Source organism: Streptomyces sp. NBC_01003, from assembly GCF_045162695.1.
In the GTDB taxonomy this organism is placed as follows: domain Bacteria; phylum Actinomycetota; class Actinomycetes; order Streptomycetales; family Streptomycetaceae; genus Streptomyces.
This window is the reverse complement of record NZ_CP108707.1, coordinates 7,495,284-7,521,229: the sequence shown is the minus strand read 5'-3', so window position 1 is coordinate 7,521,229 and position 25,946 is coordinate 7,495,284. Positions and strand designations below refer to the sequence as shown.

The following is a 25,946-nucleotide window of genomic DNA, read 5'->3' as shown; positions in this document are numbered from 1 at the left end:
AGTAATTGAGCCGTGCACCACTGTAACCCCATTCATTGGCCGACCAAGGTAATCTCTGTGTGAAGACCGAACCCCCGTGGAGAGACCGGACTCCACGGCGAGGCCGGAACCGATCAGGAGTCGCCATGACGGACGAGCCAGCCTGTAGTGAGCACCTGCCCGAGGCCGCCCGTTGCGGTCCCGTCAGCCATGCGCTCTCGCGCGTGGCGCGGCTGCACCGGATCACCGCGGGCAAGCTGCTGCGGGGGCTCGGCCTCTATCCGGGCCAGGAGTTCCTGATGATGCACCTGTGGGACAAGGGGCCTGTGCGCCAGTCGGAGCTCATCAAGGCGGTCGACCTGGACCCGTCCACGGTGACGAAGATGCTCCAGCGGCTCGAACAGGCCGGTCATGTACGCCGCTCCCCCGACCCGCGCGACCGGCGGGCCGTGCTCGTGGAGACGACGGACGCCAGCTGCGGTCTGCTCGGCGACGTGCAGCACAAGTGGGGCGACCTGGAGGACCACACGCTGCGCGGCCTCGACAAGGAGGAGCGGACCGAACTCCTGCGGCTGCTCACCAAGGTCGAGGCGAATTTGTGCACGGATCCGGCGAGCTGCCCGGGGGCGGAGCCGGCCGACGGGTGATCCGGGGATTGCGGGCGGGCCCGCTCCGGACGGGTGGCGGAGGCCGGAGCAGGCCCGACGGGCAGGGTCGGCGCCGGCAGGTTCAGCCCGACAGCGCCTCAAGGAGCCGGTCGACGTCGGAATCCGTGTTGTACAGGTGGAAGGCCGCCCGCAGGTTGCCCGCGCGGTCGGAGACCTCGATGCCGGCCCGGCTCAGCTCCGGCTGCCGTGCGCCGAGGCCCGGGACGGAGACCACGGGCGAGCCCGGCGCGGGCACGGGCTCGTGGCCAAGCGTGGCGAGGCCCGCGCGGAAGCGCTCCGCCAGGGCGAGGTCATGGGCGCGGATCGCGTCGACGCCGAGTTCCTCGATGAGCGCCAGGGAGTGCCGCGCGCCCGCGTACGAGAAGAGGCTGGGGCTCTCGTCGAACCGCCGCGCGGAGTGGGCGAGCTCCTCGACGGGTCCGTAACAGCTGTCCCACGGGCGCTCGCCCGCGACCCAGCCCGCGAAGACCGCGCTGAGGGATCCCATGTCCTCCGGAACGACGAGGAAGCTCACGCCACGCGGGCACAGGAGCCACTTGAAGGCGACGGCGGACGTGTAGTCCTGCGCGTCCGCGTCGACAGGTAGCCAGCCCGCGGCCTGGGAGAAGTCGATGTAGGTGCGGGCGCCGTGCGCGCGTGCCGCCTCGCGGATCGCGGGCAGGTCGGCGACGCGTCCGTCGGCGGACTGGGCCGCGCTGACGGCGACCAGCGCGGTGCCGGGCCGAACGGCGTCGGCGATCCCCTCCAGGGGCGCGGTGCGGACCTTGAGGTCGCCGCGTACGTAGAAGGGGTTCACGGTGGAGCTGAAGTCGTCCTGCGCGGTGAGGACCTCGGCGCCCGCCGGGAGCGAGGCGGCGATGACTCCGGTGTAGACGGCCACCGAGGCGCCGGCCGCCACCCGGTCGGCCGGAACCCCGGCGAGCCGGGCGAAGGCGGCGCGGGCGGCCTCGACGTCCGCGAACATGTCGGCGGGGCGGCCGGCCGCGACGGAGGCGACCGCGTCCGTCATGGCCGCCACCGTGCGGGACGGGAGCAGCCCGCTGCTCGCGGTGTTCAGATAGCTGGTGACGGGTGCGAACTCGGCGCGCACGAGCGCGTGATCGAGAGTCTCCATGGGTCCACTGTGCCGCCTGGCCAACTATCGGTCCATTGCGCGTTGTTGAGCAGTACCCCTAAGCGTCTCTAATAAGTGCTGCTCCCGGGGCTGCGTGCCGCTCCCGCGGCCCGTGTCAGTTCTGCGGGACCGCGCATCCGTCCGGGCCACAGGCCTCGGCGTCGCCGCTGTCGATGACCTGGAGCGGCGAGCGGCTGCCCCACGCCTGCTCCAGTGCCTGGGCGAAGACCTCGGCGGGCTGGGCGCCGGAGACGCCGTACTTGCGGTCGAGGACGAAGAAGGGCACGCCGTTCGCGCCGAGCTCGGCGGCCTCGCGCTCGTCGGCGCGCACGTCGTCGGCGTACCGGGCGGGGTCGGCGAGGACGGCGCGGGCCTCGTCGGCGTCGAGTCCGGCCTCGGCGGCAAGGCCGATCAGGTACTCGTCGGCGTCGGCGAAGACGGACCGCTCGTCGGCGAAGTTCGCTCGGTACAGGAGGCCGATCAGCTCGTCCTGGCGGCCCTGCTCCTTCGCGAAGTGGAGGAGGCGGTGCATGTCGAAGGTGTTGCCGTGGTCGCGGCCCTCGGTGAGGTAGGCGAGGCCCTCGGAGGCGGCGTTCTCGCCGAGGTTGCGCTCGGCGGCCTGCGCCTGGTCCTCGGTCATGCCGTACTTCTGCGCGAGCATCGGGATGACGAGTCCGCTGTCGCCCTTGGCGCGCGTCGGGTCGAGCTCGAAGGAGCGGTGGACCACCTCGACACCGTCACGGTGCGGGAAGGCGGCCAGGGCCTTCTCGAAGCGGGCCTTGCCGACGTAGCACCAGGGGCAGGCTATGTCGGACCAGATCTCGACGCGCATGGGGGTCACTCCAGATTCGTACGGCGCAGGGTGTGCCCTGCGACCCCCTTCAACGCCCGGCTCCGGCGGCTCATTCCCCGGGCCGGGCGGTCGGGTGCCCCTGGGTTCCCGAGGTGTCAGGAACCGTCCTTCAGTCCCTGCGGCCAGCTCGGGCGGAACTCGATGGCCTCGTACGTGACGACGCAGCCGTCACCGACCGGGGCCTGCGCCATGAAGCCGACCAGGGCCGCGCCCGCGGACTCCTCGTCGCCCAGCGAGAAGATCCGGACGAAGGTCCACTTCTCGCCGTCCGGCGAGGCGTGGAAGGCGAACGCCGAACCGGTGCGGCTGATGCGCAGCCACACCGTGCTGCCGCCCACGACGAACGCGTTCGCGTCGTCGGAGTGGCCGCGCGTGACGACGGTGCAGACGGTCGGCTCGTCGGGCGAGCGCTCCAGGCAGAGCTTGGCCCACTCACGCTCGCCGACGTGCAGATAGAGCACGCCCGCGTCGAAGGCGGCGGTGAAGCCGACCGTGACGCGGGCGAGCAGCTGGAAGTCGCCCTTCGGCGCCCCGAGCAGGCGGGGCGCGTCGGACGCCGGGTCCAGGGCCGTGCCGGTGGGCGGCACGAAGCGGTCCTGGCGGGGTCCGGCCCAGCCGGTGAGCACCCCGTCCTCGTACGACCAGTGCCCGTCGGGGCCGTAGGTGCGCAGCGGGAACGGGAGTTCGGGGAGTTCGATGTCCATCGGGTCAGTTTTCCAGGTGCGGGTCGGGCTTCCCGGTGAGGGGCGCTCCCCGGTGAGGGGCGGGCGGGTTCAGAGTTCCTGGCGGCCTTCGTAGCGGCGCGGCAGGCCCAGCGGGTTGTCGTCGCGCAGCTCCGGCGGCAGGAGTGCCTCGGGGGTGTTCTGGTACGCGACCGGGCGCAGCCAGCGCTCGACGGCGGTGCCGCCCACGGACGTCGACGTGGACGTCGTGGCCGGGTACGGGCCGCCGTGGTGCTGGGCGGGGGCGACGGCGACGCCGGTGGGCCAGCCGTTGACCAGGACGCGGCCCGCGAGCGGGGTGAGCTCGGCGAGGATCTCGGCGCCGCGCCCCTGGCCCGCGGCCTCGCCCTCGGACAGGTGGACGGTGGCCGAGAGGTTGCCGGGCAGCCGCGAGAGCACGGAGGTGACCTCGGCGTCGGACTCGTAGCGGGCGACGACCGTCACCGGACCGAAGCACTCCTCCAGGAGGAGGTCGTGGTCGCCGCCGTCGGTGGCCAGGCGCTGGGCCGGGACCGTGAGGAAGCCGGGACTGACGGTGTGCTCGCTGCCCGCGCCCGGGGTCACGGGGGCGTCCACGTCGGGCAGCTCCGCGCGCTCGGCGACGCCCGCGACGAAGTTGTCACGCATGCGGTGGTCGAGGAGCACACCCGCGTCGGTGTCGCTGACGGCGTCGGTGAGGGACTTGACGAGGCGGTCGCCGTCGGCACCGTTGGGCGCGAAGACGAGGCCGGGCTTCACGCAGAACTGGCCGACGCCGAGCGTCATGGAGCCCGCGAGCCCGGCGCCGATCTGCTCGGCACGCTCGGCCGCGGCCTCCGCCGTGATGACCACGGGGTTGAGGGAGCCGAGTTCGCCGTGGAAGGGGATCGGCACGGGGCGGGCGGCCGCCGCGTCGAACAGGGCGCGCCCGCCCCGTACGGAACCGGTGAATCCGGCGGCCGAGACCAGCGGGTGCTTCACGAGCTCGACGCCCGCCTCGAAGCCGTGGACGAGGCCGAGTACGCCCTCCGGAATACCGTGCTGGGCGGCGGCCCTGCGCAGCACCGAGGCGACCAGTTCGGAGGTGGCCGGGTGGTCGGGGTGGGCCTTGACGACGACGGGGCAGCCCGCGGCGAGCGCGCTCGCGGTGTCGCCGCCGGGCACGGAGAAGGCGAACGGGAAGTTCGACGCCGAGTAGACGGCGACGACGCCCAGCGGCACCTTGTAGCGACGAAGGTCCGGGATCGGCGGGGTCGCCGAGTCGTCCGGGTGGTCGATGACGATGCCCAGGAAGGCGCCCTCGTCGACGATGTCCGCGAAGGCACGCAACTGGTAGCTGGTGCGGGCGAGTTCACCGGTGAGGCGGACGGGACCGAGCGCGGTCTCCGCGTCCGCGGCCTCCACCAGGTGGTCCTTGGAGGCGTCGAGGAGCTCGGCGGCGCTGCGCAGGAAGGCGGCGCGCACGGTGCGGTCCGCGAGGGCGCCCGTGGCGGCGTGCGCGGCGCGGACCGCCTGGTCCACCTCCTCGGCTGTGGCTTCCACCGCAACCTGCTCCCGCTGCTTCCCGGTTCGGGGGTCGACACTCCAGACTGGTGCTGCTGCCACCGCGGGTTCCTCCAGATTTGTGCCGCTCACCTGACAATGAACAGCAGCTGTTCGATATGCTGAACGCTGTCCCTGATGATGAATACGCTACGGACTCAGGACACTAATTCTGGTCGAACGAAGGGGTCAAGGGAATGTCGGCAGGTGAGACGGGCGGCGGGGCTCAGGTCAAGTCCGCGGTACGGACCGTGGAATTGCTCGAATACTTCGCGGGCCGACCCGGAATGCACTCCCTGGCGGCCGTCCAGGAAGCGGTCGGTTACCCCAAGTCCAGCCTGTACATGCTCCTTCGCACGCTCGTCGAGCTCGGCTGGGTGGAGACGGACGCGACGGGCACGCGGTACGGCATCGGCGTACGCGCCCTGCTCGTCGGCACGTCGTACATCGACGGCGACGAGGTGGTGGCCGCGGCCCGCCCCACCCTCGACCGGCTCTCCGACGACACCACGGAGACGATCCACCTGGCGCGCCTCGACGGCACGAACGTCGTCTATCTCGCCACGCGCCAGTCGCAGCACTATCTGCGGCCCTTCACCCGCGTCGGCCGCCGGCTGCCCGCGCACTCCACCTCCCTCGGCAAGGCACTGCTCGCGACCCACACCGACGAGCAGGTCCGCAAGATGCTCCCCGAGACGCTCCCGGCGCTCACCGAGCACACCATCACCGACCGCGAGAAGCTCATCGAGGAGCTGCACACGGTGCGCGAGCAGGGCATCGCGGTGGACCGCGAGGAGAACACGCTGGGGCTTCGCTGCTTCGGCGTCGCGATCCCGTACCGCACACCGGCGCGTGACGCGATCAGCTGCTCGGTGCCGGTGGCGCGCCTGACCCCCGCGCACGAGCAGATGGTGAAGGACGCGCTGTTCGACGCCCGGGACCGGCTGACGCTGGCGACGCGGAGGCTCTGATGGAGGTCGCGCTGCGTGCCGTCGAGGAGAGTGACATCCGCGCCTTCTTCCGGCACATGAACGACCCGGAGGCGGCCCGCGTCGCCGCGTTCGTCTCCCCCAGGGGGTCCGACTGGGGCCACTTCGAGGCGCACTGGAAGCGGATCTGTTCGTCGTCCGACGTGGTGCGCGCCGTCGTCGCCGACGGCGAACTCGTGGGGAGCGCAGCCGTGTACGGGGAGCCGGGCGATCTCCAGGTCACGTACTGGATCGACCGCACGCACTGGGGGCGCGGACTCGCCACGGCGGCGCTCCGCGCGCTGCTCGCCGAGGTCCCGGAGCGCCCGCTGCACGCACGCGCCGCGACCGACAACATCGGCTCGCTGCGCGTCCTGGAGAAGTGCGGTTTCCGCGTGACCGGCCAGGATTCGGGCTTCGCCCACGCGCGCGGGAAGGAAATTCCCGAGTACGTGCTGGTGCTCGACGCGTAAGCGGTACATGGCGGGTGCCCCGTGCGCCTGCCGCGGCCGTGGTCTCCCCCGTGCGGCGGAGGCGGATCGGCTGTGGGCACGACGTGCGGGCGCGGGCGGCGCGGGAGCGTGGGGGCATGACGCAGACAGCCGCTCCTGGCTCCCGTACCGCTCCCCGACCGGCACTCCGCAGTGGCAGGCTCAGGCGCGTGCTGCGGGCGGTCGCCGTGGTGTCGTGCCTGCCGTACCTCACGCTCAAGATCGCCTGGATCGGCGGGAGCCACCTCGGGATCCCCGACGGCAGCTCGCTCCTCGACCACCGCGCATCGATGGTCGTGGCCAACAGCCTCAGCGTGCTGCTCGACAGCTTCGTGATCGTCCTCGCGCTGCTGCTGACCCGGCCGTGGGGGCGGCGCGTCCCGGCCTGGCTCCTCGTGTTCCCGATGTGGGTGGCGACCGGGCTGCTCGCCCCGATCATGACCGGGTACCCGCTCCAGCTGCTGGTCAGGGCCTTCGGCGGCTCCGTGAACCACGGCGGGTCCAAGGGCGGACCCTTCCTCGACGAGTGGGTGTTCGGGGTCGTCTACACCGGCTTCATCCTCCAAGGGCTCGCCCTCGGCACCCTGTTCGCCCTGTACGCGCGCGACCGCTGGGGCCACACGTGGCGCGGCCCGGTCCGGGAGCTGCCGCCTCCCCCGGCCGACGCCGCCCGGCGGATCCTCGCGGTCGCCGCCGCGGTGCTGGCCCTGTTCCCCCTGACCCTGCACCTGCTGTGGGCGTGCGGCGCGACCACGGGCCTCAACTCCGTCCGGATCGCGGACCGTACAAGTGACTTCTACGTCCTCGAGGCGACGGACGTGTTCTTCCTGGCCGCCGCCGTGCTCGGCGCGCTGGCTCTCGCCTTCCGGCGCGGCGGCGGCCTGCCGGTGAAACTGCCGCTGGCCCTCGCGTGGCTCGGCTCGGGGGCCGTGGCCTGTTGGGGCGGCTGGCTCGCGCTCGCCTCCCTCGCCGGCGTCGACGACATCACCCGGCGGCCGACGCCGGTCATGAACCTCACCTACGCTGTCCAGATGGTCGTCGGGATCCTCGTCGCCGCCGTCGGCGTGCGCTTCCTCGCGGGCCGCACGGAGCGACGTACGGCCTCATGAAGGGTTTCTGGAGCGCCCTGTTCGGGCGGCGGGCGCGCAGGCGGTGGATCCATCTGATCCTTGGCGGCGCACTCGCCATGCCGTACGTCCTGGTGGGCTCGGTCGTCATCGGGCCGCTCACCGGCGTGAGCGATGTCTTCAGCTCACTGACGCTCCAACTCGGCTCGTTCGCCGTGGGGTTGCCGCTCGCCGCGGTCACCGCACTGTTCCCGCTGACCCGGCCGATCTCGGTGGCTGCGGTGCGCGCGCTGTGCGGGGTGCCGGGCGACGCGCTCGCCGACGGGCCGCCCCACAGCCGCGCCGCACGCGGGCGGACCGTCGCCTGGTTCACGCTGCACCTCGGGTTCGGCGGGGTGCTCAGCGGGATGACGCTCGCGCTGCCCCCTTTCGCGGCGACCCTGATCGCCCTTCCCCTGTTCGCCGGGCTGCGTGACTCGGCCCTCGCGCTGCCCGAAGTCCTGCACCACGCCTGGGCGTTGGCGCTCGCGCCCGTCGCGGGCGTGGCGATGCTGGTGGCGCTCGCGGGCTGCGCCGCGGTGGCCGGCGCCCTCCTGGCGCGGTGGGCGCCCGTGCTCCTCGGGCCGACCCCGGCGGACCGGCTCGCCGTGGCCGAGCGGCGCGCCGCCGACCTCGCCCTACGCAACCGGCTGGCGCGCGAGCTGCACGACTCGGTGGGCCACGCCCTGAGCGCGGTCACCCTCCAGGCAAGCGCGGCCCGCCGTGTCCTCGACCACGACCCGGAGTTCGTCCGTGAGGCCCTCGCGGCGATCGAGGACACCACGCGGCGCACGGTGGGCGAACTCGACGCCGTACTGGGCGTGTTGCGGGAGGCGGGCGACCCCGCGTCCACGGCGCCCGCACCGGCCCTCGCCGCCGACCTGGACGGGCTGCTGAGCCGCACGCGGGCCGGCGGCCTGCGCGTACAGGCGGATGTCGTGGCCCTGGACCCGGCCGCGCTGCCGCCGCTGGTGTCCCGTGAGGCGTACCGGATCGTGCAGGAGGTGCTGAGCAACGCACTGCGGCACGCGGGCACGTCCCTCACTCTGCGTCTGGCGCGCGACGGCGACGACCTGCTGATCACCGCCGAGAACCCGCTGCCGCCGCACCCGCCGCGCGCCCGCCCCGGCGGCGGCCACGGGCTGCGCGGCATCGCGGACCGGGCCCGGCTGCTGGGCGGCGCGGCCGAGGCCGGCCCTGCGGACGGTACGTGGCGGGTGTCGGTACGGCTGCCCCTGAAGGCGAACGCACGAGGCAACCGCACGAGGAACCGCACGAGAGGAACCACCCCATGACCGCGATCCGTGTCGTCCTCGCCGACGACGAGCGCATGGTGCGCAGCGCCCTGCGCGCCATCCTGTCCGCCGAGGACGGCATCGAGGTCGTGGGCGAGGCGGCGACCGGCGCCGAGGCGGTGTCCGTGGTGCGCGAGCTGGCGCCCGACGTGGTCCTCATGGACGTACGCATGCCGGAGACCGACGGCATACGCGCCACGGAACAGATCCTCGGGTCGATGGCCGCGCCCCCGCGCATCGTCGTGGTCACGACCTTCGAGAACGACGCCTACGTGTACGAGGCACTGCGCGCGGGCGCCGCCGGGTTCCTCCTCAAGCGCGCCGAGGCGGACGCGCTCGTGCAGACGGTGCGCCTCGTCGCGCACACCGACTCCCTGCTCTTCCCCGCGGCCGTGCGCGCCCTCGCCGCGGAGTACGGGCACGCCGGGCCCGCGGCGGCCGCGTGGGTGGCGCGGCTCACGGGCCGCGAGAGCGAGGTGCTGCGGCACATGGCGTCGGGCCTGACCAACGCGGAGGTCGCGCGGCGGATGGGGGTGGGCCCCGCCACGGTGAAGACGCATGTGGCGGCGGTCCTGGCGAAGACCGGGGCCCGGGACCGTACACAGGCCGTGATCGCGGCGTACGAGGGCGGCTTCATGAAGGCGTGAGCCTCGCGACAGCGGCCGCGTCCGGGTCGGCGTGACGCGGGTCTCTTGATGAGGATTCACTGAGAAACCGGGCCGGAACGGAACGATTCACTCCCGGCCGCTCGTCTTCTGTGCGGGATGAACAAGACGATCAGACGCGCCTCGGTCTTCTGTCTGCTCCTCGTGCTCGCTCTGCTGGTGAGGGCGACGTGGGTGCAGTTCTACGACGGCCAGGCCCTCGCGGACAACAAGAACAACCGGCGGAACGTGATGCAGCAGTACGCGTATCCCCTGGGCGACATCATCGTGGGCGGGGAGGCGGTCACCGATTCGAAGAGAACGGGCACGGGCAGCGACCTCGCGTACAAGCGCACGTACAAGGACGGCGAGCTCTATGCCGGTGTGACGGGCTTCAGCTCGCAGGTGTACGGGCAGACGCAGCTCGAGGGCATCTACCAGGACATCCTCGACGGGACGGACACCCGGCTCAAGAACCCTGTCGACGCGGTCACCGGCAAGCACACCGAGCCCGGCGACGTGGTCACGACCATCGACCCGGCGGTACAGAAGGCCGCGTACCGCGCGCTCGGCGACAAGAAGGGCGCGGCCGTCGCGATCGACCCGAAGACCGGGAAGGTGCTCGGCCTCGTCTCGACGCCGTCGTTCGACCCGTCGAAGATCAGCGGCTCGGACTCGTCCCCGGACGGCAAGGCGTGGACGGCGCTGTCGAAGGACAAGGACCAGCCGACGCTGAACCGCGCGATCAAGCAGGCGCTGCCGCCCGGGTCCACGTTCAAGCTGGTCGTCGCGGCAGCCGCGCTGGAGGACGGGCTCTACTCGTCGGTGGACGCGAAGACCGACAGCCCGAACCCGTACCGGCTGCCGGGCACGGCGACGGATCTGAAGAACGAGAGCGCGTCCGCGCCCTGCGAGGACGCCTCGATCCGCACGGCGCTGAAGTACTCCTGCAACAACGTCTTCGGAAAGCTCGCCGTCGACCTGGGCCAGGACAAGGTCAGGGCGATGGCCGAGAAGTTCGGCTTCAACGATGACAAACAGGACATGCCGGTCCGGGCGTCCAAGAGCGTGTACCCGAAGGACATGGACAAGGCGCAGACAGGTCTGTCGGGCATCGGCCAGTTCGACGTGACGGCGACGCCGCTGCAGATGGCGATGGTCTCGGCCACGATCGCCAACGGCGGCCAGCAGGCCTCGCCGCACATGGTCTCGCAGGTCACGGACGCCGACGGCAACGCGATCAAGAGCTTCGCCGACGGTGACAACACGCGCGTCGTGAGCACGTCCACGGCCTCACAGCTCCAGTCGGCGATGGAGACGGTCGTCACGCAGGGCACCGGTACGAACGCGCAGATCGCGGGCGCGACGGTGGGCGGCAAGACGGGTACGGCCCAGCACGGCGAGAACAACAGCAAGACGCCGTACGCCTGGTTCACGTCGTACGCGAAGGACGACTCCACCGGCAAGGAGGTCGCGGTGGCGGTCGTGGTGGAGCAGTCGGACGCGGCCCGCTCGGAGGTGAGCGGCAACGGTCTGGCGGCGCCGATCGCGAAGGCGATGATGTCGGCGGCGCTCAAGGGGTAGACGGGCTCGGCGAGGGGCCGGAACCGGCGTTCCGGCCCCTCGCCATGAAGGCCCTAGCGGCGTCGGCCGCGTATCGCCCAGGCCGTCACCGGCGGCACGAGCGCTCCCACCGGCAGACCCACCGCGAGACCGACGCCGAAGCCTGTGCCGGTGCTCGCCGCCACCACGACAGCGGCGACGAGGGCCAGGGCGCCGCCCAGGAGTACGTAGCCGCGGCGGCGCCCCGGGAACGTGGGGCGCCGCGGGACCGGCGGCGGTTCGGACGGCGCGGGCTCCGGGCCGGCGCCGGCCGCCTTCTCACGCTTGAACCACGCGTACACGACCCAGCTGCCGCACGGCTCCCAGCCGTCGGGCGCGAGCCGTTCGTCGAGGCGGCCGCCGCCCCCGGTGATCAGCTCGCGCCGGTACTCCCAGCGCCGCGGCCGCTCCGGGTCGCGGTGGCTGACGAAGCGGCCGAGCGGGTCGACCCGCTCGACCTCCCAGCCCTCGTCGCCGAAGCGGTTCAGGAGGTGCTCGTCGACATAGGTGTCGGCGAGCCAGCGCCAGGTCTCCAAGTGCTCGTCGGCTGCGGCCGTCCCGGACGGGGCGAGGCGCCGGGCGACCGCTTCGGCCGGACCGAACGCGTCCTGCGGGTCCGCTCCCCCGGCCTGCGCCAGATACGCCGCGAGATCGGCGACCGTGGCGGCGACATGGTCCGGCGGAAGCCCGTGCGCCTCGCGCAGCAGCTCCGCGAGGCGGTCGAGATAGCCGGTCACGACCCGAGCCTAGATCACGGCCCTACGGCGTCACTTCACGCCGAGCAGCTGCTCCACGGGGTCGATCGCGAAGTACACGAGGAAGAGCGCGGCCGCGCCCCACAGCAGCCAGTGCACCTCACGCGCCTTGCCGAGGGACGCCTTGATGACGACGTACGAGACGAAGCCCGCACCGATGCCGTTGGTGATGGAGTACGTGAACGGCATGACGGCGATGGTCAGGAACGCCGGGATGGCGATCTCGAACCGCTCCCAGTCGATGTGCTTGACCTGCGTCATCATCAGGAAGCCGACCGCGATGAGGGCAGGCGCCGCGGCCTGCATCGGCACGATCGTCAGGACCGGGGTGAGGAACAGGGCGAGCGCGAACAGGCCGCCGGTGACCAGGTTCGCGAAGCCGGTGCGCGCGCCCTCTCCGACACCCGCGGCCGACTCGACGTACGTGGTCGCCGAGGAGGCGGAGGCGGCGCCACCCGCGACGGCGGCCACGCTGTCGATGAACAGCACCCGGCCGACGTTCGGCACCTGGCCGCGCTCGTCGAGCAGTCCGGCCTCGGCCGTGATGCCGACGACGGTGCCCATGGTGTCGAAGAAGTCCGACAGGATCAGGGTGAAGACGAACAGCACCACCGTGAGCGCGCCCACCTGGCCGAAGGCACCGAACAGATCGAAGTGACCGAGGAGGCCGAAGTCCGGCGAGGCGACGAGCTTGTCCGGCACCTGGGGCACGGTGAGACCCCAGGACTTGACGTCGGCGAGCTCGTTGACCGCGATGGCGACCAGCGTCATCGCCACGATGCTGATGAGGATGGCGCCCTTCACCTTGCGGGCGAGCAGCACGATCGTCAGGAGCACCCCGGCGCAGAACACCAGCATGGGCCAGCCGGTCAGGGTGCCGGTGCCGAGCTGCACCGGCACGGTGGTGTTCGCGACGTCCGGAATGCGGGTGACGAAGCCGGAGTCGACGAAACCGATGAAGGCGATGAACAGGCCGATACCTACGCTGATGGCCTGCTTGAGCGGCTGCGGAATGGCGTGCATGACCGCCTCGCGCAGGCCCGTCAGGACCAGGACGCAGATCAGCAGGCCCTCGAGCACGATGAGCCCCATCGCGTCGTCCCAGGCCATCTGGGGCGCGAGCTGGAAGGCGACGACAGCGTTGAGCCCGAGGCCCGCCGCGAGGGCGAGCGGCAGATTGCCGCCGACGCCCATGATCACGGTCATCACCGCGGCCACGAGGGCCGTGGCGGTGACGAGTTGGACCGGATCGAGCTGATCGCCGAACTTGTCCTTGGTGCTGCCGAGGATGATCGGATTGAGGACGAGGATGTACGCCATCGTGAAGAACGTGGCGAATCCGCCGCGTATCTCCCTGCCGTACGTAGAACCGCGTTCCGATATACGGAAGTAGCGGTCGATGGCACTGCCCGATCCCGCGGGGGGCGCGGTGGTGGAGTTCACCGGGCCGGTCGCGCTGGTCTGCATGACTTCTCCAGGCTCTACAGCGATCTGAGGATCCAGAGATCCAGGGATCCCGGCGTGCCGTACCGCACGCCAGGGACAACTCTCTCGTGGGATTCACCTATCACCGCACCGTGTGCGCCATGGATGAAAGCGCCCACGGGCGAGACCGGATCATACGTGTGCTCACGGGAACCGAATTCCCGCCCAGAGGGCACTTGTTCAGGCTATTTGCCGATAACGGAACATCACATTCAGCCCCAAGAGCTTCATAAGATCCCCGAACTGCCTCCGCCTCCGACTCCGTCTCCTGTCGGTTCCTACGAAATCTCGATTCCACTGTCCGTCTAAGTCGTGATTGCTACGGAACGGTCGATAACCAGCCACGCGAACACTCCTTACTCTGTGCTGGTGCATCGTCACCCGACAGCGGATCCGACACCCCCCTTCAACGCCAGAGCCGCGCGCACCATCCGGGAGAACCTCGGGATGGCTCCCGGTCACGTTGCGTACGGCATGCGCGCGTCGTACGGAATGAGTCACATCACCCCGGACCACATCACCGCGTGGGAGCGCGGCACCGCACTGCCCAGTTCGACCGAACTCACCGCGTTGGCAGGCGCGTTGTGGTGCGCGCCCAACCAGCTCATCGGCGCCCCGCGCACCTTGCGGGAGCATCGCCTCGCCCGCGGTCTGGCCGTCGAGGACGTGGCCCGCGGCATCGGCCTCGACGTCGGCGCGTACCAGCAGATGGAGGCGACCGGCCAGTGGGGTGGCAACAACCGCCAGTCCGCGGCGCTCGCCTCCGTACTCGCCCTGGCCCCACGGGACCTGATCTCCGTCACGGGCCGCGAGGACGACTTGGCGCAGCTGCTGCGGGACGCCGTCGGCACCCGCTGGCAGGCACACGTCCGCGCGATCGCCAAGCTGCTCTCTATGGAACGCCGTGACCTCGACGGCGCGTTGCGCGAAATGCACCAGGAATACCAGACCCTGATGGCGGCGACGCTGAGCCGGGCGGGCGGTTCGATCGCCTCGGGCGAGGCGGGCCAGCGCTATCTCGACGACATCGTGGACCACTTCTGGCAGAGGATTCCCTCCGCGTAGCCGCCGGGGGTTGCCCTCGTACGGCCGCGCAGTTCCGCTACGCCCTCCTACGGCGGCGGCGCGCACCGGTGGCCGACCCGGTGCACGCCGACGCTCGCGGCCGTGCGACTAGCTGACGTAGTACGTCGGGTTGGGGAACTTGTACGTCTTGTTCGCGTAGCCGCCCTCGAGGTCGGAGAACTGGTCGCCGAAGTTGCCGACGATGTCGTAGCCGAGGGACTCGATGTGCTTGCGGGTGCCCGACTTGTACTGCACGGTGGTGCAGTTCCAGGCGCTCGCGGTGGCGCAACCGCTGAGGTAGGCGGGCGGGTTGGCCTTGTCCTTCAGGAACATGTGACCGGTGTCGAGGTTGACGTCGATGCCGACCTTCTTCAGGTTCTCGACGGCGGCGGCGCGCTGCGTCTCGCCCAGACCGGAGTTGTAGAAGACCTCGACGCCCTTGGACTGCGCGTAGTCGATGAGAGCGGGCGTGCCGAAGACGGCCGGTCGGTTCGCCTTTGCCACGTACTCCTTCCAACTGGCGTCGTTGTAGACATAGTTGGTCTTCTTCTCGTAGTCGAGGCTGAGGAGAAGGGTGTCGTCGATGTCGAAGACGACGGCGGGCTTGTCACCTTTTCCGTGGTGCTGCCTGGCGGCCTTGGCGATCTGCCTCTTCGCACCCGCCTCGATGCGCGCCAGGTCCTGGGCGTACTGACTGTCGGCCGAGGCCTGCCACACGCCGGCGCTGTCCTGCGTGGCACCGTAGTACGAGGTGATCTCCGTGGTGAGGAGACCTATGTTGTGGGGCTCGGCGGTGGTGCTCGCCGACTCGCCGCCGGCACTCGCCGCGCCCGTACCGTAGACGGCACCGCCCGCGAGGGCGCACGCCGCGGCGATCCCCGCGACTCTGATGGACTTCCGCATGAATGGTGTCTCCGGATCTGGCCTGCAGCGGCCGTCGGGTCGGAAGGAGACCCGGCGCGCACACCGCTTCGCGTGATCGTTCGCGCCAGGTCACCGCTTGTCTACGCGCATCACACGAGCGGCGACAGATGCTTTATCCGATCGATACGCGATCCATGGGAATCCGGCCCCGCGGTTCCGCTGCTCGTCGATGCCGTGCGGGCACGAACGGTCTCGCCGATGTGCGGGCGGGGCGCCCAGGTGAGTTCGGTGACGAGGGGTCACGCCCCGGAGGTCCGAACGGATTCGCCGGAAGAACGCGGGCACCTGGGCGGCCATGGGCCGTCTCGACGCGTCCCCGACCATTTTCGGCACGCCCGGATATCTCCGTTTCCCGGGCGCGCTCATGGCACTCGCCGGGCTGCTCCTGCTGGTCGTCACGTACGCGGCGTGGCATCTGGGATGAAATTCCGTATGAGGGTGGTGTGGACCGCGGCGCCCTCCAGCGCACAGGTGATGCGTCAGTACTTCCGACGGAGGCGGAGAACGTCTCCCTCGTGGGCCTGCGACGTCCGGCCGCCGAAGACCGCCCCGGCGCGGGCCGTCGCCTCCTCGGCGGTGAGCGTGGGGCCGACATGGGTGATCACCAGCTCCCCGACGCCCGCCGCCCTCGCGACGGCCCCCGCGTCCTCCGGGGTCAGATGGGCCGGCTCACCGTCCCGCTGCCGGTCGATGTCGGCCTCGCACAGGAACAGGTCGGCGCCGGCGGCGAGTTCGGTCAGTTCGGGGCAGGGTCCGGTGTCCCCGGAGTACGCGAGGACCACACCCTCGTACTCGACGCGCAGCCCGTACGCCTCCATTCCCCCGTGCGCGACGCGTCTGCTCTCCAGGACCAGGCCGCCGCCCAGGTCTGCCCGGTGTCCGTCGCCCAGGTCCCTGAAGTCGAAGACCGCCGCGAGCTGCGACGGGTCGTCGCTTCCGAAGAACCCGGCCAGCCTCCGCGCACAACCCGCAGGGGCGTGGACCGGCAGGGGCGCGGGCACGGTGAGGCCACCGTCACCGATGCCCGCCGCCGCCGCGATGAGGTCGGCCCAGTGGTCGGAGTGCAGGTGCGAGATCCAGACGGCGGTCAGCGCCTCCGGGGTGGTGTGCCGCTGAAGTTCGGCGAACGTGCCGGGGCCCGCGTCCACCCAGACCCGTACGTCTCCTGCCGTCAGGAGGTATCCGGAGCAGGGGTGTCCGGGCCGCGGGTGGGGCGATGCGGTGCCGAGGACGGTGAGGGTGAGCGCCATCCGGGCACCCTACGGTGCACGCCGAGTGGGTGGACGGGTTTCAGGGGGCGGGCCTCCACTGCGGTTCGCGGCCGCTCAGCCCCACGACCCGGTCCAGGAGCGGTGCCTCGTCCGGGACGGGGACCACGGGGCCGAAGATGGGCGGGCGGTCCGGGCCCGTGGACTGCGCGAGGAACGCGTGGGCCGCTCCCAGGGCAGCCTCCTCGGGGTCGTACTCCTGGCCCGTGGCCCTCGCCAGGTCCCAGCCGTGCACGACGAGTTCGTCCAGGGCGACGAGGCCCGCCACCCCGGCGGGCAGGTCGACGCCGCCGGCCCGGGTCATCCCCTGCCAGGCCTCCGGGTCGCGCCAGACCTCCGCGAGTTCGTCGAGCGCCTTGGCCAGCGCGTCGCGCCAGCCGTCCGTGATGTCGGGCAGGGACGCCGTGGGGCTCCTGTCCGTCGTCGGGCCCAGGTTCTTGCGGGCGGCGTCCCCGAAGGCGACGGTCAGTCCGAGGATGTGCCCGAGCAGGTTGCGCACCGCGTACTCCGGACACGGGGTGGCAAGGCCCAGCTGGTCCTCGCCCACTCCGTCCGCGAGGCGCGCCACGATCCGCGTCTGCGGGCCGAAGTCCACCATCTGCTGCGCCGTCTGGTCGGTGGCGTCGGGCATGTCGGGCTCCTCGCTTGTTTCAGGACTCACAGATCCAGGACTCGCACTGCGTACTTACCTGTAGACCCCGGCTCCGCCGGAAAGTCATCGGCGCATCCGCCTAGGGCATCTTCCCGATCCCACGCCGGGGGCCTTAGCACCACGATGACCTGGCATGACGCTCACTTCTACCGCCACACGGGGCGGTTCCCGGCTCCTCCTGGCCGGCATCGTCGTGTCCGGGTTCGGGACCTCCGCCATGTGGCTGGCCGCCGGGATCTGGGTGAAGGACCTGACCGGCTCGGACAGCCTCGCCGCGCTGTGCGCCTTCGCGCTGTGGGCGCCCACGCTCGCCGGGCCCCTGCTCGGCACGGTCGCCGACCGCACCCGGCGACGGCCCCTCCTCGTCGCCGCGAACCTGGGCCTCGGCCTGCTGCTCCTGTCGCTGCTCGCCGTCGACTCGGCGGGCCGGCTGTGGATCCTGTTCGCGGTCCTCGTCGCGTACGGGACATGCGGCGTCGTCGCCGACGCGGCGGAGGCCGCCCTCGTACCGGCCGTCGTCGGCAAGGACGCGCTCGGTGACTTCAACGGGCTGCGGATGACGGCCAACGAGGGCATGAAGCTGGTCGCCCCGCTCGCGGGCGCGGGCCTCTTCGCCGTGTACGGAGGCGGGGGCGTGGCCCTGCTCGACGCCGCGACCTTCGCCGCCGCGGCCGGGCTGTACGCGCGGCTCCGGGTCCGGGAGCCCGCGCCCGCACGCCGGACCACGGGCGTGTGGGCCCGCACCGTGGAGGGTGTACGCGCGCTGTGGCGGCAGGAGCGGCTGCGCCCCCTCGTCCTGGCCGCCGCGGCCACCATGCTGCTGGCGGGCCTGAACGGCGCCACGCTCTACGCGGTCGTCGACGGCGGCCTCGGCCGCTCCCCCTCGTACGCGGGGGTCTTGTACGCCGTGCAGGGCGCCGGTTCGGTCGTGGCCGGGCTCGCCGCGGGAGGGCTGTTGCGGCGGCTCGGCGAACGCCGGTTCGCGGCGGCGGGGATCGCCCTGTTCGCGGCGGGCGCGGGCCTGCGCGCGCTCCCGTACGACGCCGTGGCACTCGGGTGCACCGCGGCGATCGGCATGGGCCTGCCGTGCGTCCTGATCGCGGCGCTCACCGCGGTCCAGCGCGAGACCCCGGACGCGTTCGTCGGCCGCGCGGTGGCGACCGCGAACACGCTGATGTTCGCGCCGAACGCGGTGGCCCTCGCGATGGGCGCGGGCCTCATCGCGGTCGTGGACCACCGCGTCCTGCTGCCGCTGCTCGGCGCGGCCGGACTCGTGCTCGCGTGCGCTACTGCACGCCGGCCCAGCGCTTGATCGTGGCGACGGCCTCGGCCTGCTCGTCCGCGGGCAGTTTGGCGATGGCCGCGCCGTGGTTGGAGCCGGGCACGACGTAGCGGTACGAGTCGTGCCTGCTCGGGGTGAACCTCTCGGCGCTCCACGGGTCGTTCTGCCCGTACACGAACATCATCCGCTCGCCGCGTGTCCTGACCCACTTGTCGACGCCGGAGATCGCGGAGCCGTCGTACGTGCCGCGCATCGCGGCGGGCAGGACCGAGTTGGGCTGGTAGATGTCCGGGTAGTGGCGGACGTCCTTGAGGTGCTTGAACTTGAGGTCGGCCCAGCCGAGTTGGGTGGCGGCCTGCCGGTAGTAGGGCCCGGTGCCGTTCGTGCCGAGGGTCTCGTCCTGGTAGACGCTGAAGCCGTGGCCCTTGGACCAGGTGTAGAGCTCGTCGTCGGTGGCCTTCTTGGCGTCGGGCACGGCCGGGCAGTCGTCGATCGTGCCGCTCTGCCAGAAGTTCCAGACCTGGTCGAGCACGGCGAACTCGTAGGCCCTGTCGGTGGTTCCGAGGGTCTCCTCGAACGTGTCCCCGGCCGCCGCCGCATCGGCCTCGAACTTCGGGACGAGGGCGTCGCGGCGCACCAGCATCTCGCGCTGGACGGCGTTCAGGGCGGCGCGGCACTCGGGCGTGCCGACGGTCTTGAAGAAGTCCTCGTAGCCGCTGTCGTCGTTGTTGTTCGCGTCGTTCGGGGCGACGAACGCGACGACGGCGTCGAGGTCCTGCGGGTAGAAGCGCTCGTGATACGTGGCGGTCATGCCGCCCTTGCTGCCGCCCGTGCCGAGCCACTTGCCCTTCTCGATGGAGCGCAGGGCCTGCGTGATGCGGTGCTCGTCGCTGGACTCCTGCCAGACCGTGAGCTTGGACCAGTCGTCACCCGCCGCGCCCTTGGGGCGGGACTCGGCGAAGTAGCGGTGTTCGATGGAGACCTGATTGGCGTCGAGCAGCTTGGTGATCTCGCGCGTACTGGAGGAGAGGGTGTAGCCGCCGGTGTAGAAGACGGTGGGCTTGGCGGCCGCCTTGTGCCAGAGCGTGAGGCGCTGAGTGAACGTGCCGGCCTTGGGGTTGCGGTGGTCGACCGGCTGCGCGTACGTGAGCGTATAGAAGGGGTAGCCCTCCTTGTCGGTCACCGAGACGACCGTCATGCCGGGGATGGCCGCCAACTGCGCCTGGACGTCCTCCTGTTGGGCGGCGCTACCGGCGACGTTCCCCTGCGCCGCCCCCGCAGGGACTGTCCCGCCGAGCACCGCCGCCCCCGCCATCATCCCCGCGCACAACAGCGCGGCCGTCCCCCGTCTACGACCCTGGTTCCGCCCCTGGTTACGCACGCGCACCTCGTGTCCCCTCCGTAGGAAGCGTCGATTGTGGTGCGCGGATGGTAACCGCTTTCAGGCGAGGTCCGACAGGCCCTCCGCGATCAGCTTCAGATCGCTGTCCGACGCCAACCCCGCATGGTAGAGCCGCAGCTCGTCGGCACCCAGCTCGGCCGCGTGCCGGGCGTCGGCGGCGAGCGTGGCGGGGCTACCGCCCATCCCGGCGACCACGGTGAGGTTGGCGGCCACAACTCCCCTGCCCTGAGCGGCAAACGGGGCTATCAGCTCCGCGCCGCCTGTGCACGGCACGACCACGCCGTCCGCGACGGCGAGGATGTGCGCCGGGTCCACGCCCGCGTTCGCCCCGCAGTGGTACGACGCCGGGTCGGCGTGCAGCAGGATCCGGAATCCGTCCGGGGCCTGCGCGCGGACCGCGGCGACGGCTTCCTCCTGAAGGCTACGGGCGACGCTGTCACGCCACGCGCGCGTGCCCGCCGCCGTGTGCGCCCCGAGCAGCTTCTCCACCGCCTCCCAGCCGCCGTCCGGGGTGCCGTCCCCGCGCCACAGAGGCTCCAGCGCGCGCCGGACGTCACCCGCCAGCTCCGCGGCGTCCAGCCCCTGTCGCCCGTATCCGTCCCGGCACCACGGGCAGAAGCAGAGTGACATCAGGTACTGGCCCGCGTCGCCGAGGCCGACGCCTGCGGTCTTGTCGTGGGCGTGCAGATGCGCGAGCCCGTACCAGCCGAGGGATTCGAGTTCGGTGCCCTGCGCGCCGGGCCGCACGGCCGCCTCGGCCGCCAGGTCGACGAGGTACGCGCGCGTGGCGGGCTGTGCGATGCAGGGGGCCCACGGGTAGCGGTCGCCATAGGCGTTGACGACGGAGGTGTCCGGATGTTCCCCTCCCAGACGGGAGTTGTGCGCGAGGACGACCCAGGTGTGGACGTCGAGCCCGGCGCCCGCGAGCGCCTCGGCGGCCTCCCCGAAGGCGTCGCCGGGAGCCCAGTCACCCGCCTCGTACGGCAGCAGGTCCCGGCCCTGCCAGCGGTCGCCGGGCGGGTAGAGGACCGCGGCGTGTTCTGCCGTGACGACGCGGTGGCGCGGGTGACGGGGAGTCAGAGCGCGGGTGGAGTGGTAGGCGGAGGCGAGGGTCGCCTGCCGGACGCCGAGGCCCGCGATGCGACGGGCGGCTTCCGGGTCGCCGTTGACGTCCCAGGGATAGACGAAGGCGGATGCCCTCATGCCTGGTCCCCCGTCTCCGACAGGAGCGCGCGGCCGCGCTCGACGATGCCGGCGAGCCGCTTGACGTGGTCGTCGGTGGGCTCGTGCAGGGGCGGGCGGACCTCGCCGACGTCGAGGCCGGTGAGCCGGACGCCGGCCTTGACGAGGGAGACCGCGTAGCCACGCCCCTCGTTGCGGAGTTCGACGAGCGGCCGGTAGAAGCCGTCGAGGAGGCGGTTGGCGGTGGCGTCGTCGCCGGTGCGCAGGGCCGTGTGGAAGGCGAGGGCGATGTCGGGCGCGAAGCAGAACACGGCGGACGAGTAGAGGCCGACGCCGATGCCGCGGTAGGCGAGGCCGGTGAGTTCCGCGGTGGGCAGTCCGTTGAAGTAGAGGAAGTCGGTGAGTCCCTCGGCGCGTACGGCGCTGATGGTGCGCTGGAGCAGGTCGAGGTCGCCGAGGCCGTCCTTGAGTCCGAGGATCTTGGGGTGGCGGGCGAGGGCGACGACGGTCGCCGGCGTGAACACGGCGTTGTCGCGCTGGTAGACGATGATCTCCAGGGAGGTCGCGTCGGCCAGCTCCGAGTAGTGGCGCAGCAGGCCCTCCTGGCCGGCGACCACGAGGTAGGGCGGCATCGCGAGGAGCCCGTCGGCGCCGGCTTCCTCGGCGAGGCGCGCGTAGCGCACGGCGAGGGCCGTGCCGTACCCGGCGCCCGCGACGACCGGCACCCGTCCGGCGGTCTCCTCGACGGCCGCGGCCACGCACGCCTGGAACTCCTCAGGGGTCAGGGAGTGGAACTCGCCCGTTCCGCAGCACGCGAAGACCGCGGCGGCCCCGGCCTCGACGCCCTGACGCACATGGGTGCGGAAGGTGTCGAGGTCGAGGGTGCCGTCGGGTCCGAAGGCGGTGACCGGGAAGAACAGCGGCCCGCTGGGGATGCTGAGTCGAGCGGCGAGAGGGGCTGACGTCACGGGCTCTCCCTTGGCGTGCACGGTTCTGATTTGCGTCTATATTTCTGAACTCGCTCACGCTAATCCGCCCCCCGGGCGCGGGTCAAGCACGCTAACTCGCATCCTGGCAGCGGATTTCGAGCCTCCGCGGGAGACTTGACTACCCCCGGCGGCAATCTTTAGCGTGTCCACGGATGTGAATGTCGTGCATGAATGCGTCCATCTGGCTGACTATTCGAGGAGACTCCCGCATGCCCGCTCCCCGCACCGTCCTGCTCACCGGAGCCGCAGGCGGCCTCGGCACCCTGATGCGCGGGCTGCTTCCGGCCTACGGGTACGAGCTGCGCCTCCTCGACGCCCGCCCGATCGAGGGCGAGCCGGACGCGATCACGGCCGACCTCGCCGACCGGGACGCCCTGCGCGAGGCCGTGCGCGGCGTCGACGCGATCATCCATCTCGCGGGCATCTCCCTGGAGTCCAGCTTCGACAAGATCCTCAAGGCGAACATCGAAGGGCTCTACAACCTCTACGAGGCCGCGCGCGAGGAAGGCGTGCGCCGCATCGTGTTCGCCTCGTCGAACCACGCGATCGGCTACACGCCCCGCCCCGCGGACGGCGACCCCCGAGTGCCCGTCGACACGCCCCGCCGCCCCGACACCTACTACGGCCTGTCCAAGTCGTTCGGCGAGGACCTCGCGCAGTTCTACTGGGACAAGTTCGGCCAGGAGACCGTGTCCGTGCGCATCGGCTCGTGCTTCATGGAGCCGACGAACGTACGCATGATGTCGGTGTGGCTGAGCCCGGGCGACGGCGCGAGGCTCTTCGACGCGGCGATCAGGGCCGAGGGCGTCGGGCACACGGTCGTCTACGGCTCGTCCGACAACACGCGTGTGTGGTGGGACCTGTCCTCCGCGCGGGCACTCGGTTACGAGCCGCAGGACGACTCGGAGCAGTACGCCGAGAAGCTGATCGCCGAGTTCGGCGAACTGGACCCGGCCAACCCCGACCACACGCGGATGGGCGGTCACTTCGTGACGAACCCGCCCATCTGGCCGTACTGAGGCGGCGGTTCAGAGCCCTGTGTCGCGGCTCCTGAGGTCCTCTGCCGGCTCGCGGCGCACCAGCAGCCTGGCCCGCCCGTCCGCCACGGCGACGACGGGGGGCCGTCCCACCAGGTCGGAGCCGGACGCCGTCGACAGGTGGTAGGCGCCCGCCACGGGCACGGCGAGGAGGTCCCCGGGCCGTACGTCGTCCGGCAGCGGCACGTCCGGGGCGAGGACGTCGCCCGCCTCGCAGTGCCGGCCGACGACCGTGACGGGGCGCGTCGCCGCCGTGGAGCGCCTGCCGACGAGGCGGGGCGCGTAGCGGACGCCGTGGAGGGCGGGTCGCGGGTTGTCGCTCATGCCCCCGTCGACGGCGACGAAGACGCGGGCGCCGGTGCGCTGCACGGCGACCACCCGGTACAGGGCCACGCCCGCGCGGGCGACGACGGCGCGGCCCGGCTCGACGGCGAGGCGCGGCACGGGAAGGTCCGACTGGGCGCAGGCGTCGGCGAGTTCGCGGCGCACGCGGCGGGCCAGCTCGGGCACGTCGAGCGGGTGGTCGCCGGGCCGGTGGGCGACCGCGTGGCCACCGCCGATGTCGAGCTCGGGCAGCGCGATCCCGTGCCGGTCGCGGATGCGGGCCATCAGGCCGACGAGGTGACGTACGGCGAGGACGTACGGCTTCACGGTGTCGATCTGTGAGCCGATGTGGCAGTGCAGTCCGGTCAGTTCGAGCCCCGGCTGCTCGACGAGGCGGGTCACGGCGTGCATCGCGGAGCCGTCCGCGATGGACAGGCCGGACTTCTGGCCGTCCGTCCCGGTGCGGCTCGCGGCGTGCCCGCCCGCGGCGACGCCCGGCACGACGCGCGCCATGACGCGCTGCCGGGTGCCCTGGGGGACGTACGCGGCGAGGCGGGCGATCTCGGAGGTCGAGTCGACGACGATGCGCCCCACGCCGTGCCGCAGGGCCGTGCGCAGGTCCTCGGGGCTCTTGGCGCTGCCGTGGAAGACGATCCGCTCGGGCGACAGTCCGGCGGTCACGGCGAGTTCCAACTCGCCCGCCGAGCACACGTCGAGCCCGAGGCCCTCCTCGTGGACCCAGTGGACCATCGCGCGGCACAGGAACGCCTCCGCTGCGTAGAGGACGTCGGCGCCGGGGAAGGCGCTGCGGTAGGCGCGGCAGCGTTCACGCACGTCCGTCTCGTCGAGTACGTGGACGGGCGTGCCGAACTGCTCGGCCACGTCGAGGAGTTCGACCCCGGAGACGGTCGGGTCGCCGTGCGGGCCCCGGACCGTGGTGGCGGGCCAGACGGAGAGATCGTCGGGCGACTGCGCCGGGATCGCGGCGGCTACGGTCGTGACGGCCATGCGGGCGGGCCCCCTCAGCCGCGGCCTGCGGTCGCTGCCGCCGGGCGTGGGTCGACGGTGAGCTCGGTGACGCCCACCGGTCCCGTGAGGGCCCGCAGGGCGGGTTCGGCGAGCCTGATCCACGGCTGCCCGGGCCCGAGCAGGTCGACGAGGAGGCGCTCGCTGGTGAAACCGACGGCGGTGCGGCCGCCCCGCGCGGTGCGGAAGAGGCGGGTCGCGCAGGTCCCGGGTCCCGGCCGGACGGGGACGAACAGGGGCCCGGCCGGGGTGGGTTCGCAGGGCTCGGCGTCGTCGGCTTCGATGCGGTCGTTCACGGCTGCTCCTGGGTGGCGAGGAAAGAGTGCTGGCCGGCAAAGCGTGCTGACGGAAGAGTGCTCCGGCAAGGACGTTATGCCCGCCCGCCCCCTCTGCGGCTCCGCCGCTGACGCACTGTTGACGCCTTCTCGGCGCTCCTTGACGCAAAGCGAGCGCGGCAGGCGGTCAGCGAACGGGCGGCCGCGGCCCCCCGAACGGGCATCGTCCTGCCCGCTTCCGCGCACCGCCCCAGGTCCGCGGCGGGCAGGCACCGGTGTGAACGGGCACAGACGGGCAGCATCGGACCGGTAACGAACCTGGTCACAGTCGCGGGCCCGCTGTACAAATTTCCCAGAGTCACCGCACGGGCCCGAACGGGCGCCGGACCGGACACCGGGCACACCCAGCCCGGAACGCACAGCAGGGACCGCACGGTCCGGACAGGACGATCCGGACAGGACGGTCCGGACAGCACAGCAAGGACCGCACAGAGAGGTGCACAGCATGAGCGCGGAGGAACGCCAGCGGGAGATCGTGCGCGCCGCACGCCGCAGCGGCTCCGTCGACGTCACCTTGCTCGCGGCCCGACTCGGCGTCGCGAAGGAGACCGTACGGCGCGACCTGCGGGCCCTGGAGGACCACGGCCTGGTGCGGCGCACGCACGGCGGCGCCTATCCCGTGGAGAGCGCCGGGTTCGAGACGACTCTCGCCTTCCGCACCACCATGCACGTCCCGGAGAAGCGCCGGATCGCCGCCGCGGCGGCCGAGCTGCTCGGGGACGCGGAGACCGTCTTCGTCGACGAGGGGTTCACGCCCCAGCTCATCGCCGAGGCCCTGCCGCGGGACCGGCCGCTCACCGTGGTCACCGCGTCACTGGCCACGGCGGGCGCACTCGCCGAGGCGGAGAACACGACGGTGCTGCTGCTCGGCGGCAGGGTGCGGTCCGGCACCCTGGCCACGGTCGACCACTGGACGACGAAGATGCTCGCCGGGTTCGTGATCGACCTGGCGTTCATCGGCGCCAACGGCATCTCCCGCGAGCACGGCCTGACCACGCCCGACCCCGCGGTCAGCGAGGTCAAGGCGCAGGCCGTGCGGGCCTCCCGGCGCACGGTGTTCGCGGGTGTGCACACCAAGTTCGGGGCGGTCAGCTTCTGCCGGTTCGCGCCGGTCTCCTCGCTGGAGGCGATCGTGACCAGCACGCAGCTGCCCGCGTCCGAGGCTCACCGCTATGCGTTGCAGGGGCCCCAGGTCATCCGCGTCTGACACCCCTGCCTGCGTACGCCGACGGGTTCCGCACACCCCGGCGTACACCT

General features: G+C 71.8%; 26 protein-coding genes. 12 read left to right on the top strand and 14 right to left on the bottom strand.

Annotated features, from left to right (window positions below):
* Positions 1–125: 125 nt before the first annotated feature.
* Positions 126–626 carry a MarR family winged helix-turn-helix transcriptional regulator gene (locus OG698_RS34300; protein WP_406107638.1) on the top strand — a complete coding sequence of 167 codons (501 nt, stop codon included), beginning with the start codon at positions 126–128 and terminating at the stop codon, positions 624–626.
* 82 nt (positions 627–708) lie between these two features.
* Here the strand turns inward: OG698_RS34300 and OG698_RS34295 are convergent, their stop codons facing one another.
* From OG698_RS34295 to OG698_RS34280, 4 genes are all read right to left on the bottom strand, one after another.
* The gene (locus tag OG698_RS34295) at positions 709–1,761 is read right to left on the bottom strand and encodes an aminotransferase class V-fold PLP-dependent enzyme (protein WP_406107637.1); all 1,053 of its coding nucleotides are present in this window, start codon (positions 1,759–1,761) and stop codon (positions 709–711) included.
* A 115-nt stretch (positions 1,762–1,876) separates the two neighbouring features.
* Positions 1,877–2,593 carry a DsbA family oxidoreductase gene (locus tag OG698_RS34290; RefSeq protein ID WP_356274805.1) on the bottom strand — a complete coding sequence of 239 codons (717 nt, stop codon included), beginning with the start codon at positions 2,591–2,593 and terminating at the stop codon, positions 1,877–1,879.
* A 116-nt stretch (positions 2,594–2,709) separates the two neighbouring features.
* Entirely contained in the window at positions 2,710–3,318 is a 609-nt protein-coding gene (locus tag OG698_RS34285; RefSeq protein WP_100592461.1) for a DUF1349 domain-containing protein, read from the bottom strand.
* Between the two features lie 69 nt (positions 3,319–3,387).
* The gene (locus OG698_RS34280; RefSeq protein WP_406107635.1) at positions 3,388–4,920 is read right to left on the bottom strand and encodes an aldehyde dehydrogenase (NADP(+)); all 1,533 of its coding nucleotides are present in this window, start codon (positions 4,918–4,920) and stop codon (positions 3,388–3,390) included.
* 134 nt (positions 4,921–5,054) lie between these two features.
* On the opposite strand from OG698_RS34280, the gene OG698_RS34275 reads away from it, so the two are divergent.
* The 6 genes from OG698_RS34275 to OG698_RS34250 all read left to right on the top strand — a co-directional run bounded on the left by OG698_RS34275 (position 5,055) and on the right by OG698_RS34250 (position 10,945).
* A complete protein-coding gene (locus OG698_RS34275) occupies positions 5,055–5,828 on the top strand; it encodes an IclR family transcriptional regulator (RefSeq protein ID WP_100592459.1) in 774 nt (257 codons plus the stop codon).
* Positions 5,828–6,298 (top strand): GNAT family N-acetyltransferase, encoded by a 471-nt coding sequence (locus OG698_RS34270; protein WP_406107633.1) that lies wholly within the window; start codon positions 5,828–5,830, stop codon positions 6,296–6,298. Before OG698_RS34275 ends, OG698_RS34270 begins: the two co-directional genes overlap by 1 nt.
* Before the next feature lie 116 nt (positions 6,299–6,414).
* Entirely contained in the window at positions 6,415–7,425 is a 1,011-nt protein-coding gene (locus tag OG698_RS34265) for a hypothetical protein (protein WP_406107632.1), read from the top strand.
* Entirely contained in the window at positions 7,422–8,717 is a 1,296-nt protein-coding gene (locus OG698_RS34260; protein WP_406107631.1) for a sensor histidine kinase, read from the top strand. The genes OG698_RS34265 and OG698_RS34260 overlap by 4 nt, the downstream gene beginning before the upstream one ends.
* The gene (locus OG698_RS34255) at positions 8,714–9,364 is read left to right on the top strand and encodes a response regulator (RefSeq protein WP_406107629.1); all 651 of its coding nucleotides are present in this window, start codon (positions 8,714–8,716) and stop codon (positions 9,362–9,364) included. The genes OG698_RS34260 and OG698_RS34255 overlap by 4 nt, the downstream gene beginning before the upstream one ends.
* Positions 9,365–9,481: 117 nt before the next feature.
* Positions 9,482–10,945, top strand: coding sequence for a penicillin-binding transpeptidase domain-containing protein (locus OG698_RS34250; protein WP_406107627.1), 1,464 nt, complete (start codon positions 9,482–9,484; stop codon positions 10,943–10,945).
* 53 nt (positions 10,946–10,998) lie between these two features.
* Here the strand turns inward: OG698_RS34250 and OG698_RS34245 are convergent, their stop codons facing one another.
* Both OG698_RS34245 and OG698_RS34240 read right to left on the bottom strand, forming a co-directional pair.
* A complete protein-coding gene (locus OG698_RS34245) occupies positions 10,999–11,700 on the bottom strand; it encodes a hypothetical protein (RefSeq protein ID WP_406107626.1) in 702 nt (233 codons plus the stop codon).
* 30 nt (positions 11,701–11,730) lie between these two features.
* Positions 11,731–13,185, bottom strand: a complete 1,455-nt coding sequence (locus OG698_RS34240) for an NCS2 family permease (protein ID WP_383085974.1) — start codon at positions 13,183–13,185, stop codon at positions 11,731–11,733.
* A 465-nt stretch (positions 13,186–13,650) separates the two neighbouring features.
* On the opposite strand from OG698_RS34240, the gene OG698_RS34235 reads away from it, so the two are divergent.
* A complete protein-coding gene (locus OG698_RS34235; protein WP_406107623.1) occupies positions 13,651–14,268 on the top strand; it encodes an XRE family transcriptional regulator in 618 nt (205 codons plus the stop codon).
* A gap of 108 nt (positions 14,269–14,376) precedes the next feature.
* Here the strand turns inward: OG698_RS34235 and OG698_RS34230 are convergent, their stop codons facing one another.
* Entirely contained in the window at positions 14,377–15,171 is a 795-nt protein-coding gene (locus OG698_RS34230; protein WP_406107622.1) for an HAD family acid phosphatase, read from the bottom strand.
* Between the two features lie 316 nt (positions 15,172–15,487).
* Here OG698_RS34230 and OG698_RS34225 point away from each other — a divergent pair, with 316 nt between their 5' ends.
* Positions 15,488–15,616 carry a hypothetical protein gene (locus OG698_RS34225; protein WP_406107620.1) on the top strand — a complete coding sequence of 43 codons (129 nt, stop codon included), beginning with the start codon at positions 15,488–15,490 and terminating at the stop codon, positions 15,614–15,616.
* Between the two features lie 55 nt (positions 15,617–15,671).
* Here the strand turns inward: OG698_RS34225 and OG698_RS34220 are convergent, their stop codons facing one another.
* Both OG698_RS34220 and OG698_RS34215 read right to left on the bottom strand, forming a co-directional pair.
* Positions 15,672–16,442 carry an MBL fold metallo-hydrolase gene (locus tag OG698_RS34220; protein ID WP_406107618.1) on the bottom strand — a complete coding sequence of 257 codons (771 nt, stop codon included), beginning with the start codon at positions 16,440–16,442 and terminating at the stop codon, positions 15,672–15,674.
* 40 nt (positions 16,443–16,482) lie between these two features.
* Positions 16,483–17,091: a TIGR03086 family metal-binding protein gene (locus OG698_RS34215; protein WP_406107617.1), complete on the bottom strand. Its 609-nt coding sequence runs from the start codon at positions 17,089–17,091 to the stop codon at positions 16,483–16,485.
* Between the two features lie 154 nt (positions 17,092–17,245).
* Here OG698_RS34215 and OG698_RS34210 point away from each other — a divergent pair, with 154 nt between their 5' ends.
* The gene (locus tag OG698_RS34210; RefSeq protein ID WP_406107615.1) at positions 17,246–18,424 is read left to right on the top strand and encodes an MFS transporter; all 1,179 of its coding nucleotides are present in this window, start codon (positions 17,246–17,248) and stop codon (positions 18,422–18,424) included.
* Here OG698_RS34210 and OG698_RS34205 read toward each other — a convergent pair.
* The 3 genes from OG698_RS34205 to OG698_RS34195 are packed head-to-tail and all read right to left on the bottom strand — an operon-like array spanning position 18,399 to position 21,946.
* Positions 18,399–19,781, bottom strand: coding sequence for a S28 family serine protease (locus OG698_RS34205; protein ID WP_406107613.1), 1,383 nt, complete (start codon positions 19,779–19,781; stop codon positions 18,399–18,401). The genes OG698_RS34210 and OG698_RS34205 overlap by 26 nt on opposite strands.
* Positions 19,782–19,835: 54 nt before the next feature.
* Entirely contained in the window at positions 19,836–20,999 is a 1,164-nt protein-coding gene (locus tag OG698_RS34200; protein WP_406107611.1) for a hypothetical protein, read from the bottom strand.
* Positions 20,996–21,946 (bottom strand): 5-dehydro-4-deoxyglucarate dehydratase, encoded by a 951-nt coding sequence (locus OG698_RS34195; RefSeq protein ID WP_406107610.1) that lies wholly within the window; start codon positions 21,944–21,946, stop codon positions 20,996–20,998. The genes OG698_RS34200 and OG698_RS34195 overlap by 4 nt, the downstream gene beginning before the upstream one ends.
* A 230-nt stretch (positions 21,947–22,176) precedes the next feature.
* On the opposite strand from OG698_RS34195, the gene OG698_RS34190 reads away from it, so the two are divergent.
* Complete coding sequence (locus OG698_RS34190) at positions 22,177–22,986, top strand: NAD(P)-dependent oxidoreductase (protein ID WP_326776364.1); 810 nt, start codon at positions 22,177–22,179, stop codon at positions 22,984–22,986.
* Positions 22,987–22,995: 9 nt separating this feature from the next.
* Here OG698_RS34190 and lysA read toward each other — a convergent pair whose 3' ends face one another.
* Together lysA and OG698_RS34180 are read right to left on the bottom strand one after the other, a co-directional pair.
* On the bottom strand, positions 22,996–24,336 hold the full coding sequence (gene lysA / locus OG698_RS34185) for a diaminopimelate decarboxylase (RefSeq protein WP_406107608.1): 1,341 nt from the start codon (positions 24,334–24,336) through the stop codon (positions 22,996–22,998).
* Between the two features lie 14 nt (positions 24,337–24,350).
* Positions 24,351–24,650 (bottom strand): SAV_915 family protein, encoded by a 300-nt coding sequence (locus OG698_RS34180; RefSeq protein WP_406107606.1) that lies wholly within the window; start codon positions 24,648–24,650, stop codon positions 24,351–24,353.
* Positions 24,651–25,134: 484 nt separating this feature from the next.
* Between OG698_RS34180 and OG698_RS34175 the strand changes: the two genes are divergently transcribed.
* The gene (locus OG698_RS34175; protein WP_406107604.1) at positions 25,135–25,896 is read left to right on the top strand and encodes a DeoR/GlpR family DNA-binding transcription regulator; all 762 of its coding nucleotides are present in this window, start codon (positions 25,135–25,137) and stop codon (positions 25,894–25,896) included.
* Positions 25,897–25,946 lie beyond the last annotated feature (50 nt).

Excerpts from the sequence above, each read along its gene's own strand:
- OG698_RS34225 (WP_406107620.1), top strand. The coding sequence starts at position 15,488 with ATGGGCCGTCTCGACGCGTCCCCGACCATTTTCGGCACGCCCGGATAT.
- OG698_RS34250 (WP_406107627.1), top strand. The coding sequence starts at position 9,482 with ATGAACAAGACGATCAGACGCGCCTCGGTCTTCTGTCTGCTCCTCGTG.
- lysA (WP_406107608.1), bottom strand. The coding sequence starts at position 24,336 with ATGGCCGTCACGACCGTAGCCGCCGCGATCCCGGCGCAGTCGCCCGAC.
- OG698_RS34265 (WP_406107632.1), top strand. The coding sequence starts at position 6,415 with ATGACGCAGACAGCCGCTCCTGGCTCCCGTACCGCTCCCCGACCGGCA.
- OG698_RS34285 (WP_100592461.1), bottom strand. The coding sequence starts at position 3,318 with ATGGACATCGAACTCCCCGAACTCCCGTTCCCGCTGCGCACCTACGGC.
- OG698_RS34235 (WP_406107623.1), top strand. The coding sequence starts at position 13,651 with ATGGCTCCCGGTCACGTTGCGTACGGCATGCGCGCGTCGTACGGAATG.
- OG698_RS34275 (WP_100592459.1), top strand. The coding sequence starts at position 5,055 with ATGTCGGCAGGTGAGACGGGCGGCGGGGCTCAGGTCAAGTCCGCGGTA.
- OG698_RS34240 (WP_383085974.1), bottom strand. The coding sequence starts at position 13,185 with ATGCAGACCAGCGCGACCGGCCCGGTGAACTCCACCACCGCGCCCCCC.
- OG698_RS34300 (WP_406107638.1), top strand. The coding sequence starts at position 126 with ATGACGGACGAGCCAGCCTGTAGTGAGCACCTGCCCGAGGCCGCCCGT.
- OG698_RS34230 (WP_406107622.1), bottom strand. The coding sequence starts at position 15,171 with ATGCGGAAGTCCATCAGAGTCGCGGGGATCGCCGCGGCGTGCGCCCTC.
- OG698_RS34295 (WP_406107637.1), bottom strand. The coding sequence starts at position 1,761 with ATGGAGACTCTCGATCACGCGCTCGTGCGCGCCGAGTTCGCACCCGTC.
- OG698_RS34210 (WP_406107615.1), top strand. The coding sequence starts at position 17,246 with ATGACGCTCACTTCTACCGCCACACGGGGCGGTTCCCGGCTCCTCCTG.
- OG698_RS34220 (WP_406107618.1), bottom strand. The coding sequence starts at position 16,442 with ATGGCGCTCACCCTCACCGTCCTCGGCACCGCATCGCCCCACCCGCGG.
- OG698_RS34190 (WP_326776364.1), top strand. The coding sequence starts at position 22,177 with ATGCCCGCTCCCCGCACCGTCCTGCTCACCGGAGCCGCAGGCGGCCTC.
- OG698_RS34215 (WP_406107617.1), bottom strand. The coding sequence starts at position 17,091 with ATGCCCGACGCCACCGACCAGACGGCGCAGCAGATGGTGGACTTCGGC.
- OG698_RS34270 (WP_406107633.1), top strand. The coding sequence starts at position 5,828 with ATGGAGGTCGCGCTGCGTGCCGTCGAGGAGAGTGACATCCGCGCCTTC.
- OG698_RS34200 (WP_406107611.1), bottom strand. The coding sequence starts at position 20,999 with ATGAGGGCATCCGCCTTCGTCTATCCCTGGGACGTCAACGGCGACCCG.
- OG698_RS34175 (WP_406107604.1), top strand. The coding sequence starts at position 25,135 with ATGAGCGCGGAGGAACGCCAGCGGGAGATCGTGCGCGCCGCACGCCGC.
- OG698_RS34255 (WP_406107629.1), top strand. The coding sequence starts at position 8,714 with ATGACCGCGATCCGTGTCGTCCTCGCCGACGACGAGCGCATGGTGCGC.
- OG698_RS34260 (WP_406107631.1), top strand. The coding sequence starts at position 7,422 with ATGAAGGGTTTCTGGAGCGCCCTGTTCGGGCGGCGGGCGCGCAGGCGG.
- OG698_RS34290 (WP_356274805.1), bottom strand. The coding sequence starts at position 2,593 with ATGCGCGTCGAGATCTGGTCCGACATAGCCTGCCCCTGGTGCTACGTC.